Source organism: Arthrobacter sp. 2RAF6 (assembly GCF_052115205.1).
Lineage (GTDB): Bacteria > Actinomycetota > Actinomycetes > Actinomycetales > Micrococcaceae > Arthrobacter.
In genome coordinates this window covers 78,969-97,112 of sequence record NZ_JBFRGF010000010.1, presented here as the reverse complement: position 1 = coordinate 97,112, position 18,144 = coordinate 78,969, and the positions used below count along the sequence as shown (strand labels likewise).

14 protein-coding genes are annotated in these 18,144 nt (G+C 64.4%); 9 read left to right on the top strand and 5 right to left on the bottom strand.

Features of this window, described 5'->3' with window-relative positions; all coding sequences use genetic code 11:
• Window positions 1-1,340: 1,340 nt before the first annotated feature.
• On the bottom strand, window positions 1,341-2,012 hold the full coding sequence (locus tag AB4Z38_RS09820; RefSeq protein WP_441429529.1) for a GntR family transcriptional regulator: 672 nt from the start codon (window positions 2,010-2,012) through the stop codon (window positions 1,341-1,343).
• A 153-nt stretch (window positions 2,013-2,165) separates the two neighbouring features.
• Here AB4Z38_RS09820 and glyA point away from each other — a divergent pair, with 153 nt between their 5' ends.
• Genes glyA through purU form a run of 7 tightly spaced genes read left to right on the top strand, consistent with a single transcriptional unit; the run spans window position 2,166 to window position 10,966 of the window.
• The gene (gene glyA, locus AB4Z38_RS09815) at window positions 2,166-3,521 is read left to right on the top strand and encodes a serine hydroxymethyltransferase (RefSeq protein WP_441429528.1); all 1,356 of its coding nucleotides are present in this window, start codon (window positions 2,166-2,168) and stop codon (window positions 3,519-3,521) included.
• Window positions 3,518-4,738 (top strand): sarcosine oxidase subunit beta family protein, encoded by a 1,221-nt coding sequence (locus tag AB4Z38_RS09810; RefSeq protein WP_078106196.1) that lies wholly within the window; start codon window positions 3,518-3,520, stop codon window positions 4,736-4,738. Before glyA ends, AB4Z38_RS09810 begins: the two co-directional genes overlap by 4 nt.
• Before the next feature lie 23 nt (window positions 4,739-4,761).
• Window positions 4,762-5,091 (top strand): sarcosine oxidase subunit delta, encoded by a 330-nt coding sequence (locus tag AB4Z38_RS09805; RefSeq protein ID WP_441429527.1) that lies wholly within the window; start codon window positions 4,762-4,764, stop codon window positions 5,089-5,091.
• A complete protein-coding gene (locus AB4Z38_RS09800; protein WP_441429526.1) occupies window positions 5,088-8,045 on the top strand; it encodes an FAD-dependent oxidoreductase in 2,958 nt (985 codons plus the stop codon). Before AB4Z38_RS09805 ends, AB4Z38_RS09800 begins: the two co-directional genes overlap by 4 nt.
• Window positions 8,038-8,673 carry a sarcosine oxidase subunit gamma gene (locus AB4Z38_RS09795; protein ID WP_441429525.1) on the top strand — a complete coding sequence of 212 codons (636 nt, stop codon included), beginning with the start codon at window positions 8,038-8,040 and terminating at the stop codon, window positions 8,671-8,673. The genes AB4Z38_RS09800 and AB4Z38_RS09795 overlap by 8 nt, the downstream gene beginning before the upstream one ends.
• The gene (locus AB4Z38_RS09790) at window positions 8,673-10,064 is read left to right on the top strand and encodes an L-serine ammonia-lyase (protein ID WP_441429524.1); all 1,392 of its coding nucleotides are present in this window, start codon (window positions 8,673-8,675) and stop codon (window positions 10,062-10,064) included. The genes AB4Z38_RS09795 and AB4Z38_RS09790 overlap by 1 nt, the downstream gene beginning before the upstream one ends.
• 2 nt (window positions 10,065-10,066) lie before the next feature.
• Window positions 10,067-10,966 carry a formyltetrahydrofolate deformylase gene (purU, locus tag AB4Z38_RS09785; protein WP_441429523.1) on the top strand — a complete coding sequence of 300 codons (900 nt, stop codon included), beginning with the start codon at window positions 10,067-10,069 and terminating at the stop codon, window positions 10,964-10,966.
• 51 nt (window positions 10,967-11,017) lie between these two features.
• On the opposite strand, the gene AB4Z38_RS09780 is transcribed toward purU, so the two are convergent.
• Both AB4Z38_RS09780 and AB4Z38_RS09775 read right to left on the bottom strand, forming a co-directional pair.
• Entirely contained in the window at window positions 11,018-11,584 is a 567-nt protein-coding gene (locus AB4Z38_RS09780) for a dihydrofolate reductase family protein (RefSeq protein WP_441429522.1), read from the bottom strand.
• 103 nt (window positions 11,585-11,687) lie between these two features.
• A complete protein-coding gene (locus AB4Z38_RS09775; protein ID WP_441429521.1) occupies window positions 11,688-13,169 on the bottom strand; it encodes a PucR family transcriptional regulator in 1,482 nt (493 codons plus the stop codon).
• A 108-nt stretch (window positions 13,170-13,277) separates the two neighbouring features.
• Here AB4Z38_RS09775 and AB4Z38_RS09770 point away from each other — a divergent pair, with 108 nt between their 5' ends.
• Both AB4Z38_RS09770 and AB4Z38_RS09765 read left to right on the top strand, forming a co-directional pair.
• On the top strand, window positions 13,278-14,825 hold the full coding sequence (locus AB4Z38_RS09770; RefSeq protein WP_441429520.1) for a purine-cytosine permease family protein: 1,548 nt from the start codon (window positions 13,278-13,280) through the stop codon (window positions 14,823-14,825).
• An 11-nt stretch (window positions 14,826-14,836) separates the two neighbouring features.
• Window positions 14,837-15,799: a polysaccharide deacetylase family protein gene (locus AB4Z38_RS09765; protein ID WP_441429519.1), complete on the top strand. Its 963-nt coding sequence runs from the start codon at window positions 14,837-14,839 to the stop codon at window positions 15,797-15,799.
• A gap of 108 nt (window positions 15,800-15,907) precedes the next feature.
• Here AB4Z38_RS09765 and AB4Z38_RS09760 read toward each other — a convergent pair whose 3' ends face one another.
• Window positions 15,908-16,828, bottom strand: coding sequence for a matrixin family metalloprotease (locus AB4Z38_RS09760; protein ID WP_441429518.1), 921 nt, complete (start codon window positions 16,826-16,828; stop codon window positions 15,908-15,910).
• A 46-nt stretch (window positions 16,829-16,874) separates the two neighbouring features.
• A complete protein-coding gene (locus tag AB4Z38_RS09755; protein ID WP_441429517.1) occupies window positions 16,875-18,038 on the bottom strand; it encodes a VIT1/CCC1 transporter family protein in 1,164 nt (387 codons plus the stop codon).
• Window positions 18,039-18,144: the final 106 nt, after the last annotated feature.

Here is an 18,144-nt window from a genome sequence, read left to right as displayed (position 1 = left end):
CCTTTGGAGGGTACCCCTGGAGGCGTTCGAAGTCATTGCCGCTTCTGGCCTGACCGACAGCGGTGCCAAGGTACTCTCGCGTTGCTCCAGGTTGCCCGTCGATTCCGGAGATCCATCTGTCTCCCGTCGCGCTGCAGTGGTCGGCCGAAAGCATGTAATCGATGGGATCCGGCGTGTGAGGCGTAGAGCATGCATTCTTGCGACTTCCCTCCATATAGGCTCCTGAAATGTAGGGGGGGTGTATCTGCGTAGCGGGTTGCCGCGTTGCTTACCTCACCGCCAACGCTCAAGGAAACGGGGATCCGGGATTGGATTTGCGGAGCTTCCGGTAATGAGAGTCCAGTCATGACTGGAACGTTAATCTGGATATCCAATCCCGAACCGTCGGACTTGGGGCCGATGGTTGTGATCCGGGATGTCGCAGTGACTTGTTGCTGTGTGCTCAGTATCCGCGTCACTTCAGTTTGAAGCTCAGCATTGGAGTACCTGGATTCCTTGACGGCAAACCGCGTCGGCGGCAGATGCTTTGAGGCCAGATGTTCCACGGCCGGAATTTCGACGCTCGGTGCATAGATGTTGAGCCGGGGTTTTGCGGCGTCAAGTTCGAAGGAAACGATGCGTTTGGTAGTGTCTTCACGCTGGATAGCGATGACAGCGGCGTTCTCGCCAGCGGTGAGACGCTGGTCGCCGTCCGACGCTTGAACCAGACGCGTCCCGGCAGGAATGTTTTTGTTGCCGGAGACAACAGTGTCTGGCATTGGGGCCTGTCTCGAACCTGAGCCATCTCTGCTGTCCTGTCGGGATCTGCCCTCTTTCTTGCTGCCAGAGAAGCCCCGAGTCGGAACCGCACCCTCACCTTGGCCACGGCCGTTGTGCTGCTCGGAATGGTCATCCTCTTGACGCTCCTGAGCCTGCAGACAGGAACCATTGGCCCCCACAGTGGCGAGGTCTCGAAAGTGTAGCTCCCGCTGTTCAACGCTCTTCGGCGCGCACGACGGCGACACGCCCCGAAAAGGACGTGTCGCCGTCGTTGTTAATTTCTTTGGTGCGGCCCGCCGTCGACCGCGGAAGGCCGTTCCTTCTTGGGCGCCGTCGTGCCACACTTGGTGGACTATCGAGTGACTGGGGGGATCCGGGTCAGGAGATTGTTATGCGTGTTCTGATGCACCCCCGCACTTCGTGCCGCCGAACGGTGGTGAGCGAGCCATGATCATCGGTTGGGCTTACTTCATGGCGGGAGTAATGACAGTTGACGGGCTCTTGCTCGGATTGCTCCTGCTGAACGTGAAGTGGCCCAAACACCGGAAGAGAAACGGGTAGGAGCCCCGTACCTGCCGGACCTAGAGCACCATGCGGATCGTTTCTTCGAAACTCACCACGTGGTGCAGGGCGAGCGCGGCCGCCCGGTCCTCATCGCCGTCGGCGATCGCATCGAGCAACTCAGCGTGCTCTGCGACGTGGCCCGTCACGGAAGGCACCTTGTCCAGCATGTGGCACCAGATGCGTGTTGCCAGGTTGTCGTAGCGGATCAGTACGTCTTCGAGGTGCGGATTGGCCGCGGCCTTGTAGATGAGCCGGTGCACCTGGATGTCGTAGCGCATGAGTTCCTGCTGGCCGGCGTCGTGTGCATCCAGGCCGCTGATGGTTGCCGCGACCTCGCGCAGTTCGTCCCGCAGCTTGGGGCTGGCCATGCGGGCGGCCCGCCGTGACGCCAAGGGCTCAAGCAGTTCGCGGATTTCGGAGACGTCCGCCAATTGGGTGATGTCGACGCCGGTGGCAAAGGTTCCGCGGCGGGGATAGGACACCACCAAGTGGTCGCTTTCGAGTCGCTTGATGGCCTCGCGCACGGGTGTCCGTCCGATGCCGAGCTCCGCGGCTATTTGCCCGTCGTTGATAGGGTCGCCGGGTTTGATGTCCAGCATGATGAGCCGGTCGCGCAGGAGCAGGTAGGCGTTTTCCGCCAAGGACGTTCCCTGCGTGCCTGTGTCCGGTGTTTCCAGTGCAGTGCTCATGTGCCCTCTCCCTTTGCCACAATTCCAAGTCTGGCGGATCAGTTGCCACCGGGCTGTTGACGGTTGTGTGATGTTCAACATACTATTGCAACAGTTCTAATATATCAGTTGCTGATTAGTCAGTAAATATAAGTATCTCAAAAGGAGAACATGATGGTTGAACCGCTGATCCGCCCACTCGCCCAGGCGGACCCGGAGGTTGAACAGGCGATCGCCCAGGAACTCATCCGCCAGCAGTCCACGCTGGAAATGATCGCCTCAGAAAACTTCGCCCCTGCAGCCGTCATGCAGGCACAGGGCTCGGTCCTGACCAACAAGTACGCGGAAGGCTACCCGGGCAAGCGCTACTACGGCGGCTGCGAGCATGTGGACGTCATTGAGCAACTGGCCATCGACCGCGTCAAGGCTCTCTTCGGCGCCGAAGCCGCAAACGTCCAGCCGCACTCCGGCGCCCAGGCCAACGCCGCGGCCATGTTCGCGCTCCTTGAGCCGGGGGACACCATCATGGGCCTCGACCTGGCACATGGCGGCCACCTGACCCACGGCATGCGCATCAACTTCTCCGGCAAGCTGTACAACGTCATCCCGTACCATGTCAGCGAATCCGACCTCCGGGTGGACATGGCCGAGGTCGAGGCCCTGGCCCTGGAACACCGCCCGAAGCTGATCGTTGCCGGCTGGTCCGCGTACTCGCGCCACCTGGATTTCGCCGAATTCCGCCGCATCGCGGACCTCGTGGGTGCCTACCTCATGGTGGACATGGCCCACTTCGCCGGCCTCGTCGCAGCAGGACTGCACCCCAACCCCGTGCCGTATGCCGACGTCGTGACCACCACGACCCACAAGACCCTCGGCGGTCCGCGCGGCGGGGTGATCCTGTCGAAAGAGAAATACGCACGCAAGATCAACAGCGCCGTCTTCCCCGGCCAGCAAGGCGGCCCGCTGGAGCACGTGATCGCGGCCAAGGCCGTGGCGTTCAAGATGGCGGCAGAGCCCGAATTCCAGGAACGCCAGGTGCGGGTACTGGAAGGCGCCAAGCTCCTTGCCGAACGACTCCTGGAGGAAGACGTGGCCGCGGCAGGAATCTCGGTGGTCAACGGAGGCACCGACGTCCACTTGGTCCTCGTTGACCTGCGCCACTCGGAACTGGACGGCCAGCAGGCCGAGGACACGTTGCACCGGATCGGCATCACCGTGAACCGCAACGCTGTCCCGTTCGACCCCAGGCCGCCGATGGTTTCCTCCGGCCTCCGCATCGGCACCCCGGCACTCGCCGCCCGCGGCTTCGGTGCGAAGGAATTCGCCGAGGTCGCGGACATCATCGCGACGGCACTGATCGCCGCAGCAAGCAGCGGAACCCTGGGTGACCACGCCGCCGTCGAACTCCGTGCGAGGGTTACGGCGCTCGCCGAACAATTCCCGCTTTACCCGCATCTTTCCCAGACCGGCATCGGCAACGACGCAGCCGCCACCGAACTTGAGGCAGAAATGATTGGAGCAACCCAGTGAGCGCAGACCAACTTCCCGAACACCCGGATTTCCTGTGGCGTAACCCGGAGCCCAAGGCCTCCTACGACGCCGTGATCGTGGGCGGTGGCGGCCACGGCCTGGCCACCGCGTACTTCCTGGCCAAGAACCACGGAATGACCAACATCGCCGTTCTGGAAAAGGGCTGGCTGGCCGGCGGCAACATGGCCAGGAACACCACCATCATTCGCTCCAACTACCTTTGGGACGAGAGCGCTGCCATCTACGAGCACGCCCTCAAGCTCTGGGAGATCCTGCCCGAGGAGCTCGAATACGATTTCCTCTTCAGCCAGCGCGGCGTCATGAACCTCGCCCACACCTTGGGCGACGTCCGCGAAAGCGTCCGCCGCGTCGGTGCGAACAAGCTCAACGGGGTCGACGCCGAATGGCTGGACCCGCAGCAAGTCAAGGAACTCTGCCCCATCCTGAACATCAGCGACAATATCCGCTACCCGGTCATGGGCGCCACGTACCAGCCCCGCGCAGGCATCGCGAAGCACGACCACGTCGCCTGGGCCTTCGCCCGCAAGTGCGACGAACTCGGCGTGGACATCATCCAGAACTGCGAAGTGACGGGCTTCCTCAAGGACGGCAACCGGGTGGTGGGCGTCAAGACCAACCAAGGAACCATCCATACCGAAAAGGTTGGCCTCGCCGCCGCCGGCCACAGCTCGGTGCTCGCCGAAATGGCCGGCTTCCGCCTCCCGATCCAGTCCCACCCCCTCCAGGCGTTGGTGTCCGAACTCCATGAGCCCGTCCACCCCACGGTGGTCATGTCCAACCACGTACACGTCTATGTTTCCCAGGCCCACAAGGGCGAACTGGTCATGGGCGCCGGCGTGGACTCCTACAACGGCTATGGCCAGCGCGGTTCCTTCCACGTGATCGAGCACCAGATGGCCGCCGCCGTCGAACTCTTCCCGATCTTTGCCCGGGCCCACGTGCTCCGGACCTGGGGCGGAATCGTGGACACCACCATGGATGCCTCGCCGATCGTCGGGCTCTCGCCGGTCGAGAACATGTTCGTCAACTGTGGCTGGGGGACGGGTGGCTTCAAGGGCACGCCCGCTGCCGGCCTGACCTTCGCCCACACCATCGCCACGGGTACGCCGCATGAGCTCAACAAGCCTTTTTCGCTGGAACGCTTCGAGACCGGTGCCCTGATCGACGAACACGGCGCCGCCGCCGTCGCCCACTAGCCGCAGCCCTTAGGAGACCAACCATGCTGCTCATCAGCTGCCCCAATTGCGGGCCACGAGACGAAACAGAATTCCACTACGGCGGCCAGGCCCACGTGGCCTATCCCGAAAACCCGGACGCGCTGACGGACCGCCAGTGGGCCGAGTACTTGTTCTACCGCGACAACACGAAAGGCGCCTTCGCCGAACGCTGGGTGCACAGCACGGGTTGCCGCCAGTGGTTCAACATGCTCCGGGACACCGTCAGCTATGACATCCAGGCCATCTACAAGATGGGCGAACCGCGCCCTGACATGGAACGCCCTGATGTGAACACCTCAGCAGCCACCACTCCGGAAGGAGCAACGAAGTGACCCCGCAGAACGCCCGCCTCGCCACCGGCGGCCGCATCGACCGCAGCATCTCCTGGCGGTTCACCGTGGACGGCCAGGAATACACCGGGCACCCCGGAGACACTGTTGCGTCAGCATTGCTGGCCAACGGCCGCGTCAACGTCGGCAACTCGCTCTATGAGGACCGGGCCCGCGGCATCATGTCCGCCGGAGTGGAAGAATCCAACGCCCTGGTCAAGGTAGCAGCGCGTTTCCCCGGCCATGTCGCAGAGTCGATGCTTCCCGCGACCACCGTGTCCCTTGTGGACGGGCTCAGCGTCGAGTTCCTGAACGGCCTTGGCAAGCTCGATCCCAACGAGGACCGTGCCGAGTACGACAAGAAGTACGTCCACGCCGACGTCCTGGTGGTTGGAGGCGGCGTTTCCGGCCTCGCCGCAGCCCGCGAGGCTGTCCGCACCGGCGCCCGGGTCATCCTGATCGACGACCAGCCCGAACTCGGCGGCTCGCTGCTTTCCGGTTCCACCGCACCGGAACTCGCCGAAGTGATCGAAGGCAAACCCGCCCTGGAGTGGATCGCCGACGTGGAGGCCGAGCTCGTTTCCGCCGCCGAATGTACCGTCCTCAACCGCACTACGGCGTTCGGCTCCTACGACGCGAACTATGTGATCGCGGCACAGAACCGTACGGATCACCTCGGCAGCCCGGCCGCGGACGGCGTCTCCCGCCAGCGTATTTGGCACATCCGTGCCAAGCAGGTGGTCCTGGCGCCCGGCGCCCATGAGCGTCCGCTCGTCTTCGAGAACAACGACCGGCCCGGCATCATGCTGGCCTCGGCGGTCCGCAGCTACCTCAACCGCTACGCCGTCGCTGCGGGGCGCCGGGTAGTCATCGGCACCACCAACGATTCCGCCTACCTGCTGGCCGCGGATCTGCTGGCCGCTGGTGTCAAGGTCGCCGCCGTCGTCGACGCCCGCCCGAAGCTCAGCGACAAAGCGGCAGCCGCGGTCGAAAGCGGCATCCGCGTCCTCGTCGGCAGCGCCGTCGCCGATACCTCCGGCGCGGGGGAGAACGGCCGGATCGACGGCGTCACCATCCGCAGCCTCAACGACGACGGCGAAGTCACCTCCGGCGTCGAACGGATCGCTTGCGATCTGCTGGCGGTTTCCGGTGGCTGGAGTCCTGTGGTCCACCTCCACAGCCAGCGTCAAGGCAAGCTGCGCTGGGACGATGACCTGGCCGGTTTCGTGCCGAGCTCTCTGGTCAGGGACCAGCAGGTTGTCGGCGCAGGCCGCGGAAGCTACGAGCTCGGTGACTGCCTGAGCGAAGGCGTATCCGCGGGTGCCATTGCCGCGATCGCCGCAGGGTTTACCACCCGGACCGTGCCCGCCGAGACGAAGGCGCCCGTTGCCTCCGCCCCCACCCGCCAGTTGTGGCTGGTGCCGGGCCAGAGCGGAAACGCGGGGGAGTGGCACCACCACTTCGTCGACTTCCAGCGCGACCAGTCCGTGGCTGATGTGCTTCGTTCCACGGGGGCCGGCATGCGCTCGGTGGAACACATCAAGCGGTACACCTCCATCAGCACCGCCAACGACCAAGGCAAGACCTCGGGCGTCAATGCCATCGGCGTGATCGCCGCAGCCCTCAAGCAGGCTGGCGAAGCACCCGCCGAAGGCAGCCGGAGTATCGGTGACATCGGAACCACGACGTACCGGGCACCGTTCATGCCCGTGGCCTTCGCAGCCTTGGCAGGACGCCAGCGCGGCGAGCTGTTCGATCCCGCCCGCGTCACCTCAATCCACCCCTGGCATGTTGCCCAGGGAGCGCTCTTCGAGGACGTCGGCCAGTGGAAGCGCCCGTGGTACTACCCGCAAGCGGGCGAGGACATGGACGCCGCCGTGCTCCGCGAATGTGCCGCAGTCCGCGAGTCGGTGGGCTTCATGGACGCCACCACCCTCGGCAAGATCGAGATCCGTGGCAAGGATGCCGGTGAGTTCCTGAACCGCATCTACACCAACGCGTTCAAGAAGCTCGCCCCCGGATCTGCCCGCTACGGGGTCATGTGCACCCCGGACGGCATGATCTTCGACGACGGCGTGACCCTGCGCCTCGACGAAGGCCGCTACTTCATGACCACCACCACCGGCGGCGCCGCCAAAGTCCTCGACTGGCTCGAGGAGTGGCACCAGACCGAGTGGCCGGAACTGGACGTGGTGTGCACCTCGGTGACTGAACAGTGGACGACGATTGCCGTCGTCGGGCCCAAATCCCGCGCCGTGATCGCCAAAGTTGCCCCGCAGTTGGCGGCCGACGGCGGGCTGGACGCCGAAGCGTTCCCGTTCATGACGTTCCGCGAGACCACGCTGGCCTCCGGAGTCCAGGCAAGGGTTTGCCGGATTTCGTTCTCCGGTGAGCTTGCCTACGAAATCAATGTTCCGTCCTGGTACGGGCTCAACACCTGGGAAGCCGTTGCTGCGGCAGGGGCCGAGTTCAACATCACTCCGTACGGCACCGAGACCATGCACGTGCTGCGTGCCGAGAAGGGCTACCCGATCGTCGGGCAGGACACGGACGGCACGGTCACCCCGCAGGACGCCGGGATGGAATGGATCGTTTCCAAGGCCAAGGACTTCATCGGCAAGCGTTCTTACAGCCGCGAGGACGCGGTCCGCGCGGACCGCAAGCACTTGGTCAGCGTCCTTCCGGCTGACGGTTCGTTCCGTCTTCCGGAAGGCACCCAGCTCGTGGAAAAGGGAATCCCGGTCAACCCGGCTTACGGCCCCGTGCCGATGCAGGGCTTCGTGACCTCGAGCTACCACAGTGCCGCTTTGGGCCGGTCCTTCGGCCTCGCACTGATCACCAACGGCCGCAACCGGATCGGCGAGACCCTGGTGGCCTCCGTCGGCGACCAGTTGCTGGACGTCGTTGTGGGAGAAACCGTACTTTTCGACGCTGAAGGGACCCGTAAAGATGGCTGAAACAGCAACACCCGCAAACCCCGAGACGCTCCGTGCGGCACGCCGCAGCCCGGCGTCGCACCTGGCACCGACCTTCGAGTCCGGTTCCGTGTCCGGAACCGTGGCGCTGAAGGAAATCCCGTTCCAGACCATGGTGGGGATCCGGGTTGACCGGGCGTCCGACGCCGGAGCCCGCCTCGCGTCCGTGACCGGTGGCCTGCCGGCCGCCTGCGGTGAGGTCAGCGGTGGTGAAAGGGCCACCACCTTGTGGCTCGGCCCTGACGAGTTCCTGGTGGTCGCACCGGAATCGGCCCACGATTCCCTGGGCGGAGACCTGGTCCGCGCACTGGTGGAGGCCCTGGGCGACGACCCCGGCCAAGTGGTGGACTTGTCCGCCAACCGCACCACCTTCGAGCTGTCCGGCGTCCGTGCCCGGGACGTCCTTGAAAAGGGCTGCTCGCTGGACTTGCACCCCCGCGCCTTCCGCACCGGGACGGCACTGGCCACGGAAATCGGCAACATCCCGGCGATGCTGTTGAAGACCGGCGAGGACAGCTTCCGGATCTTCCCACGGGCTTCGTTCGCCGACTTCCTGGGCCGTTGGCTGCTTGACGGCATGAGGGAATACGCCTCTCCTGAGGTTCCCTGATGGCCCTGAGCGTGCTTGACCTGTTTTCCATTGGCATCGGGCCGTCGTCGTCGCACACGGTCGGCCCGATGCGGGCGGCAAAGCAGTTCACCGACGGCCTGGAATCCTCCGGGCAACTCGCGGCAACGGTGCGCGTCCAGGCAGAGCTTTTCGGCTCGCTGGGCGCCACCGGCCGCGGCCACGGCTCGGACAAAGCCGTGGTGCTGGGACTGCAGGGCCAATCTCCGGAAACGGTGGACACGTCCACCGCCGACGACCAGGTTGCCGCGGCCGCCCTCGACGCCGAATTGCGGATAGCCGGACACCACCGAGTGGACTTCAACTGGGACGAAGACGTGATCCTGCACCGACGCAAATCCTTGCCGGCCCATCCCAACGGCATGACCTTCCGGGCCCTCGACCACACCGGGGAAGTGCTGCGCGAACGCAGCTACTACTCGATCGGCGGCGGTTTCGTGGTGGACGGTGATGCTTCCGGAAGCGACAAAGTCGTTGCGGACGACACCGTGCTGCCGTATCCCTTCACTACCGCGGACGAGCTACTGGCTATCTGCGCACGGGAGGACATGTCCATCTCCGGTGTCATGCTCGCCAACGAGCTCGTGTGGCGCAGCGAGGCCGAACTTCGCGAGCGACTGCTGCAGATCTGGGCCGTCATGCGCGAATGCGTGGACAACGGCTGCGCTGCGGAAGGAATCCTGCCGGGAGGCTTGAACGTGAGGCGACGGGCGCCGTCGTTGTTCAAGACCCTCGCAGCCACCGACGCCGGTCTGCAGGGTTCAAGCTCGGCAGACCCGCTGCTTGCCATGGAATGGGTGAACCTGTTCGCGCTGGCCGTGAACGAGGAAAACGCCGCGGGCGGCCGCATCGTCACGGCACCGACCAACGGTGCGGCCGGCATTGTGCCGGCGGTGCTGCACTATTACACGAAATTCGTGCAGGGAGCCGACGACGACGGCGTGGTCCGCTTCCTGCTCGCGGCGGCCGCCGTCGGGATCCTGTTTAAGATCAATGCCTCCATTTCCGGTGCCGAAGTGGGCTGCCAGGGCGAGGTGGGCTCTGCCTGTTCGATGGCCGCGGCCGGTCTGTGCGAAGTGCTCGGCGGTACTCCGGAGCAAGTGGAGAATGCCGCGGAAGTGGGTATCGAACACAATCTCGGCCTCACGTGCGATCCCGTAGGCGGGCTGGTACAGATTCCGTGCATCGAACGCAACGCCATCGCCAGCGTGAAGGCCATCAACGCCGCCCGCCTTGCATTGCACGGCGACGGCAGCCACAAAGTGTCCCTTGATAAAGCCATCAAAACCATGCGAGAGACAGGAGCGGACATGAAAAGCAAATACAAGGAGACCTCCCGCGGAGGCCTCGCCGTCAACGTAGTGGAGTGCTAGCCATGACTGTCACACAGAATGAAACCGTTGCTTCGACGCGTGGCGAGACCACCGTTGAGCATGTCCTGACGCTCGATTGCCCGGAAACGCGGGGGATTGTGCACGCCGTCTCCGGCTTCCTCCTGGAACACGGCTGCGACATCATCGACAACAAGCAATTCGACTCCCAACTGGATCGCCACTTCTTCATGCGGATCCACTTCGCATCGGATGGGGATCAGTCGACCATCGACTCGTTGCGGGAATCCTTCGCGCCTGTTGCCGAAAAGTTCGGCATGCGCTGGCAACTGCAGCGCCACGGTGCAAAGCGGCGGGTCCTGATCATGGTCTCGAAGTTCGAGCACTGCCTCAACGACCTCCTCTTCCGGGCCCGCATAGGGGAACTGCCCATCGACATTGTCGGTGTCGTCTCCAACCACCCGGACCACCGGCGAACCGTCGAATGGCACGGCATTCCGTTCTTCCACGTGCCCGTCACGCCGGACACCAAGGTGGCGGCTGAAGGACAACTCCTCGATCTCATCGATCGCCTGGACGTCGAATTGGTGGTCTTGGCCCGCTATATGCAGGTCCTCAGCGACGATCTTGCCCGCAAGCTCGATGGCCGGGCAATCAACATCCATCACTCGTTCCTCCCCAGCTTCAAAGGTGCCAAGCCGTACCACCAGGCCTACGCGCGAGGCGTCAAGACCGTGGGTGCCACCGCGCACTACGTCAACGGCGAGTTGGACGAGGGTCCGATCATTGCCCAGCAAGTGGTGGAAGTGGACCACACCTTCGGTCCGGACGACCTAGTCGCGGCCGGGCGCGACACCGAGTGTAAAGCACTCAGCAACGCTGTCCGGTGGCATTGCGAAGGGCGCGTGATCCTGCAAGGCAGCAGGACAGTAGTGCTCAAGTAGGGCTCGAACGGCTTAAATTGGGCCTGAACGGCCCACCAAACGGTGGGCCGTTCAAGCGCTCTTTCGCGAGTAGTGAAGCAAAACCACGCCGTTGCCGAAGGTCCGCGTTCCCTCGAGCCTGAGGTCCATCCGTACCCCGGGGTCCTCGAACAGCGGCCGGCCCTGCCCGAGGACTATGGGATTTACGCGAATCCGGAATTCGTCGATCAAGCCGTGCCGCATTAGCGCGGAAGCCACATTGGCGCCGCTCAGGACGATGTCGCCGCCGGGCTGCGCCTTCAGTTCCGCGATGTGTTCAGGCACGACGTCGTGAATCACCGTGGTGTTCGAGCCTGCCTGTGTGCGGGTCCGCGAAAACACGAACTTGGGCATCTCGCGCCAGATCCCGGCGAACTCGAACATGGGCGCCGAGATGTCCGGATCCGGCGCGGCTGTGTTCCAGAAATCGGCCATCACATCGTAAGTAATGCGCCCGAACATGAAGGCCCCCATCCCTCGGAACTGCCCGTTCAAGAATCCGAGGAGTTCGTCATCGACGAGGCCCCAGCTGATGTCCCGGTCGATTGTCTCGAAGAATCCATCCAAAGAGACCGACATCATCAGGATGATCTTGCGCATTCGAGTACCTCCCGTTGCGGCGATAGGCGACCCGGCCGCCGTCGTACTTTCCAGTGAACCACCCCGGGATCCGGTGGAACAGGACGTGATGGGGGCGCGGAGACTAGAGCCGCGCCAAGCGGGCTGCCAGGTGAAACGCTGCCAGCCGGCCCGATCCCCGTGGATCCCCGCCGCACAGCTCGAAAATCCGCTGGAGCCGATGATGCATCGACTGCCTTTCCAGGTGCAGTTCCCGTGCCGCTTGTGCCGTATTGCATCCGGTATCCAGCCACACTGCCAACGTCCGCATGAGCTCCGAGCGCCGCTGCTCGTCATGCTCGACGACGGCGCCGAGCTGCCGCCGCACGAATCCCTCCCGGGCGGCCGCGTCGAGGCTTCCTGCCGCGAGGCGCTCGACGGCGAAGTCCTCGGCATCAACCACGCCTGAACCGGTTCCTGCGTCTGAGACGAGTTCGAGCGTCAGACGTGCCTCCGCCAGAGACCATGGCGCCTCGCCGATTCCCTGCGCCAGTGGACCCACGACTAGGACCGATCCGTCGGGGACCTCCAAGGCCTCAAGCGCTTGGATGAGCGCGATGCGAGAGGCGACTGCCGTGGCGTGGGGGAGCGCAGCCAAGGCGATCAATTCGGCGTTGTCCGCATAGCTTGCACTTTGTGGAACTGCGTCACGCAGGATGCCGTCGAGCTCTGTCCGGAGCTGTCCCGTCGCTGAGGAACGTACTACGACGGCGGCTACCGGACCGCTGGCGGGAAACCCTGAGGCGGGCCCCAATTGCTGGAGTCTCCATGGCTGGGTGCCCGAACTGATGGCCCGCATGAGCTCGATTCCGGCAAGTTCCTTGAGCCCGGGTGGCATGCGTTGCAGCAACGCCAAGCCGAGGATATCGACGCACCGCTCGCCGGCCACCCGCGCAAGGCTGGCGTCGCCGTCGTCGGGCACTTCCAACTGCAGACGGGCCGCCAGCACGCCGCGGACAGGCACATCGACAGTGGTGACATTGCTGGGACCGGGCTGGGCAGCGGCCGTCGCGCTTCCCAAAGTGATGCCCGACGGCGAGACGAGCCTCGCGCCGGCACCCGTCCGGCTGGCCAGCACGACGAGAAGCTGATCCAATCCGCCTCCGTGCGCGAGTTCCGCCGCCATCGCATGGCTCGTTTCGTCGCCGAACTGCAATTGCGCGACCGATTCGCTGACCAGCAGCGAGTTAATGGCTTGCATGATGCCGACGAAGGGTGCCACTTTGCACAACTCGATGATGGGCAACCCGGCCTCCTGGCCGGCGTCGAGCATGGACTTCGGTATTGCGGGCAGCTCGGGACCAGTCTCGATGGCCAAAGCGGTGATTCCGCGGGCCGCGAGTTGGCGGACATAGTCCACGCGCCGCTCATCTGAAGCAGTGGCGAGGGCCTGCCCGCCGCTTAGAAGAAGCTCTGCGCCCCGCAGCAGCGGAGCGATGTCCAGCACTTCGCTTGAGTGGACCCAGCGGAGCTGCCGTGACATGGCTTCGGGCACATCGGTCCGCAGGACTGGTTCAGCGGCTTTCAGGCTCTCGTGTTCGAAAGCGTCGGCAAGGTGCAGGGGCATGACACTCCGTAACTAATTTCTGGGATCTATCATACAGATCGTATCTTGTTGCTGTGATCTGGGGCACATACATTGAAGTAGTCCCTTTCCTACACGGAGGATCCCCCAATGCACGAGAACTTATCCACTGCGACGCCTGGGGCTGCAACGGCGCAGACCGACGTCGAACAGAACCTGCAGTCCATTCCCGAATCAGCGCGTACCCGCAGCGTAGCGGGCCAATTCTGGATCTGGGCAGGCGCAAACCTTGCCCCCATCAACTGGGTCCTCGGGGCCCTCGGCGTCCAACTTGGGCTGGGCTTTGCCGATACCGTCACCGTCCTGGTGGTGGGAAACCTGATCGGTATGGCACTCTTTGGCCTGTTTGTCCTCCTGGGGCAGCGGACCGGTGCCACCGGCATGGTCCTGGCCCGGGCCGTCTTCGGCCGCCGCGGCAACTATCTCCCGAGCGCCATCCAGGCACTCCTCGGAATCGGTTGGTGCGCCGTCAACACCTGGATCATCCTGGACCTGGTGATGGCACTCCTCGGCAAGCTCGGCATGGTCGACCCGGAGCAGCCCAACGTTGGCCCCAAGATCCTGGTGGCCTTACTGATCATGTCCGCCCAGGTCACCATCGCCTGGTTCGGCTACAAGGCCATCGCGGCTTTTGAAAAGTGGACCGTCCCGCCCACCATCGTGGTGCTGATCGCCATGTCCGCCGTAGCTTGGTTCGGTATGAACATCGATTGGGGCTACGCGGGCCCTCCCGGTGCTGTCCTTGAAGGCGGCGCACGAATCGCAGCCATGACTACCGTGATGACGGTCATCGGGATCGGCTGGGGGATCACCTGGTTCACCTACGCGGCGGACTATTCGCGCTTCGTCAGCAAGTCCGTCCCCAAACATAAGGTTTACCTCGCCTCGGTTTTCGGCCAGTTCCTCCCGGTGGTCTGGCTCGGCATCCTCGGCGCCAGCCTGGCAACGAAGAGCGGCACGGCCGACCCTGGCCACCTCATCGTCGACAACTTCGGCGTCCTGGCGATCCCCGTGCTCTTCCTGGTCCTGCACGGTCCCATCGCGACGAACATCCTGAACATCTACACCTTCTCGGTCGCTGCCCAGGCATTGGACATCAAGGCAAAGCGCCGTTCCTTGAACCTCTTCGTCGGGATCCTGGCCCTGGTCGGCGTCGTGTTCTTCATCCTGCAGTCGGACTTCGCCTCAACCCTGAGCACTTGGCTCGGCGGGCTCGTGGCGTGGGTAGCCGCGTGGGGCGGCATCATGCTGGTGCACTACTTCTGGGTGGACAAGCGTAACCCCGTGGCAGTGGACCGACTCTTCGACCCCGTGGGCACCCGTCGGCTCCCGGCATTCAACTGGGCCGGGATCACCGCGCTCTTGCTGGGCATCTTTGCCACGTGGCTGTTCATGTATGGCGTCCTGCCGATCATGCAGGGCCCCATCGCCACGGCGATGGGCGGGATCGACTTGTCCTGGCTGGCCGGCGGACTTGTCGCAGCGGCAGTTTACGGCGCACTGGGCCCTCGGGTTCATGCCCGATACCTTCCCCTGCCTTCCGCGGTCGCAGTGCCGTCCGCCGTCGCAGTGCCTTCCGCCGATGGGTCGGCGCAGCCCGTTGCGGAAGACGCCGTCGCCAATCTGGTCAACGACTGAGAGGAACGCCGATGACCACCAACGCTTTTCCTGACGAGGCACACCCGATCACGTGGCCGGATAATTTCAAGGCCACGGCATCGTTCACGTTCGACATCGACGCCGAATCCTGCACCATCGCGCACGATCCCACGAGCACCAGGCGCATGTCCCTCATGAGCCACCAGTCCTACGGCCCCCGGGTCGCCGTTCCGCGGCTCCTGAAGATCCTCGAGCGCCAAGAGGTCCAGGGGACCTTCTTCATCCCGGGGTTCACGGCGGAAAGCTACCCGGACGTGGTGCGGCGGATCGTCGACGGCGGCCATGAAGTCGCCCACCACGGCTACCTGCACGAACCAATGCAGGGAATCGATGCCGCCACCGAGGCCAGCTACCTGGATCGCGGGCTCGAAGCCCTCGCGAAGGTAGCCGGGGTCAGGCCGGTCGGCTACAGGGCACCGTGGTGGGAGCTGAACTGGCATTCGCCGGCACTGCTCGCGGACCGGGGCTTCCTCTACGATTCAAGCCTGCTCGACGGCGATGCCCCCTACCGCATGGCGGTCGCCTCGGGTGATTCACGGGACATTGATTCACGGGACATTGTGGAGATCCCGGTCGATTGGGCCCTGGACGATTGGGAACAATATGCGTTCTACCCCGGAGTGACAGGAAGCGGCGTCATCGAGAGTCCTGCCAAGGTCTTGGAGATGTGGACCTTGGAAGCCGAGGCCCATCACGCCCAAGGCAGTAGCTTCGTGTTGACCAACCACCCGTTCATCTCCGGCCGGCCATCCAAGGCCGTCGCCTTGGAGCAGCTGATCGAACGCGTCAAGGCCATGGATGGAATGTGGGTGACCACCTTGGAACGGATCGCCGAACACACCAAGGCCACCGTCAACGAGATCCACAGCCACGCCCGGATCGAGGTCCCGTCCTACCCAGGCGCAGGAGCCAGTTTCAAGCCGGCCCGGCTGCTGGAAACGATGCCCACGTAGCTCAACCCGTCCCCGCCCAACTGACTCGCAGTTGTTGTCGTTATCACGGCTCAAAACGACATCTACTGCGAGCCAGTTGGGCTGGGCGAAGCTACAGGTGGGCTGGGGCTAGAGATCGCTCCGGCACAGGGCGGTGTGGAGTTTGAAGAGTCCGTTCAGGTCTCCGTCCGCCAAGCCATCCGGGGCGCCGATCTCCGGGTACATGAGCTGGATTGGATCTTCTACGTGGTCAAGGCCCACCACGTGGCCAAGTTCGTGTTGAATCACGGCCGAGACGTAATGCGCGCCGCCGGAGACGCCCAGCAGCTCCGTGATTTGCGGGGCGTCCAGGTCCAGGCTTCCCGAAACGTAGCTCTTGGGTCCGGTGCCGAAGCTGTACATGGTGCTGCCGCCGGTGCCGATGACGGATCCGGTCAACGCCGGAGCCGCTTCGGGAGTGGTCCAGGAAATCAGGAGGGGTGCCCAACGATCTCCGTAGAGCGCAGGCTGGTATGGCTTGCGCTTCTCGGAGGGGTTTTCCGTGGTGGCGCCGTCGTCAACGAATTTGAGGCCTGTGGCGTCGGCGATCTTGGCGATGGCGTCGGCGATGAGCCCTTCGGATCCGGCCGGGGCGAGGGCGGCGTTGACCACGTAATGCAATGGCCGGCACGGAGAGTAGCCCACCGGCGTGCCGTCGGCGTTGGTGGCCAGGAACTTGTAGGAGTTGCTGGCCACGGCAGGCTTGGCGGGGGAGCCGAGCGGGTGCCCGGCTTCTTCCAGGCCAGGCGGCGGGGTATCCGGCGCACGGGCCGCCTTTTGTGGCCCTTGCCCGGAAGCCGCGTCCTGCCCTGGGCTGCTTGCCGTGGCATGGGCGGAAGGAGCCAGGTTCGGAAGCAATCCGGTGATGCCGGGGCCGCCCCGGAGGAATCCACTGACAAGCGCGGCTACGGCAGCGACGGCCGCCACCACCATCAAGTTTCGGAACAGGGCCAGAACGGTACTGGCGCGCTTGGGCGGCGGGCCGCCGTCGTACCCGTAGTTTGAATGCAAGTCTTCCCCCAAGTCCCTGCACCGGCGCTCCGTTGCGCCGGCGCTACTAACCGATGACAGCGCCGAAGACGAGTCCCAGCCCATACGTGGCCGCGGCCGCACCGAGCCCGATGGCGAGTTGCCGGAGGCCGCGGGTCAGCGGCGAGGTTCCGGACAACAAGCCGACGACGGCGCCAGTCGACAGAAGCGCGATGCCCACCAGCGTACCCGCCACAGCAAGCGCCGCGAAGCCGGTCATGCCGAAGATGAACGGCAGGATGGGCACGATGGCTCCCGAAGCGAAGAAGCAGAAGCTTGAGATCGCGGCTCCCCAGGCGGAGCCCACGGCCTCGTGCTCATTGACGGTTTCTTCCACTTCGGGGTGGAGCGAGAGGCTGGGATCGCAATCGCAGGTGTAGAGGCCCATGCGCTCCGCGGCCCGGTGTTCGGCGGCTTCGTGGGACATGCCCCGGGCCAAATACACGAGGACCAGCTCGTTGTGCTCGATGTCCAGGGCTGGTGCTGCGGTCAGCGTGGCCTGGGTGGGGCGCGTGGCCTTGAGGAGCTCGAGCTGCGAGCGGACCGAGACATACTCGCCGGCACCCATGGAGAGGGCGCCCGCCAGCAGGCCGGCGATGCCGCTGAACAGGACCACGGTGGCGGGAACGCCGGTGGCAGCCATGCCCATCACGAGGGAAAGGTTGCTGACCAGGCCATCGTTGGCGCCGAATACGGCCGCGCGGAAGGTGCCGGACAACCTGTTGCGGCCGCGCGTCGCCAGGCCGCGGACTACTTCTTCGTGGATCTGTTCGTCGGCCGCCATGGCGCGGGTCGCTGCTGGATCCTTCGCGTAAGGCGAGCGGCCTTCAGCCCGTTGGGCGAGGGCCAACACGAACACAGATCCAAAGTTCCGGGCCAGGAAGCCGAGCATTTGGCTCCGGACCGAGGCCGCCTTCGGCATGCCGGCATGTTCGCCGAGGAGCTTGAGCCAGTGTGCCTCATGGCGGCCCTCGGCCTCTGCGAGGGCCAAAAGGATTGCGCGTTCCTCGCCGTCGCGGCGCTGCGCCAGTTGGCGGTACACGGCGGCCTCGGCCCGCTCGTCCGCCAAGTACTGCCGCCAGCGCTTGATGTCCGACGACGACGGGGGAGTCTTGGTGCCTGCTCCGTCTTGCGATGGACTGCTTGAGTCCGAGGGATTGTCTGAATGCGAGGGTTTTGTGTGCGGTTGCACCGGGACTCCTGGGTTGCTGGGGCGGGCTTCATCGCCTCATTGCAGCTCCACTTTATCGCCAATTTCCGTGGTTTTTCGGCCGGTAATCCTCACCGGACGTTTTCGG

Bases quoted from the DNA above. Each gene is read 5' to 3' on its own strand.
- AB4Z38_RS09820 (WP_441429529.1), bottom strand. From the start codon at position 2,012: ATGAGCACTGCACTGGAAACACCGGACACAGGCACGCAGGGAACGTCC.
- glyA (WP_441429528.1), top strand. From the start codon at position 2,166: ATGGTTGAACCGCTGATCCGCCCACTCGCCCAGGCGGACCCGGAGGTT.
- AB4Z38_RS09805 (WP_441429527.1), top strand. From the start codon at position 4,762: ATGCTGCTCATCAGCTGCCCCAATTGCGGGCCACGAGACGAAACAGAA.
- AB4Z38_RS09795 (WP_441429525.1), top strand. From the start codon at position 8,038: ATGGCTGAAACAGCAACACCCGCAAACCCCGAGACGCTCCGTGCGGCA.
- AB4Z38_RS09790 (WP_441429524.1), top strand. From the start codon at position 8,673: ATGGCCCTGAGCGTGCTTGACCTGTTTTCCATTGGCATCGGGCCGTCG.
- purU (WP_441429523.1), top strand. From the start codon at position 10,067: ATGACTGTCACACAGAATGAAACCGTTGCTTCGACGCGTGGCGAGACC.
- AB4Z38_RS09780 (WP_441429522.1), bottom strand. From the start codon at position 11,584: ATGCGCAAGATCATCCTGATGATGTCGGTCTCTTTGGATGGATTCTTC.
- AB4Z38_RS09775 (WP_441429521.1), bottom strand. From the start codon at position 13,169: ATGCCCCTGCACCTTGCCGACGCTTTCGAACACGAGAGCCTGAAAGCC.
- AB4Z38_RS09770 (WP_441429520.1), top strand. From the start codon at position 13,278: ATGCACGAGAACTTATCCACTGCGACGCCTGGGGCTGCAACGGCGCAG.
- AB4Z38_RS09765 (WP_441429519.1), top strand. From the start codon at position 14,837: ATGACCACCAACGCTTTTCCTGACGAGGCACACCCGATCACGTGGCCG.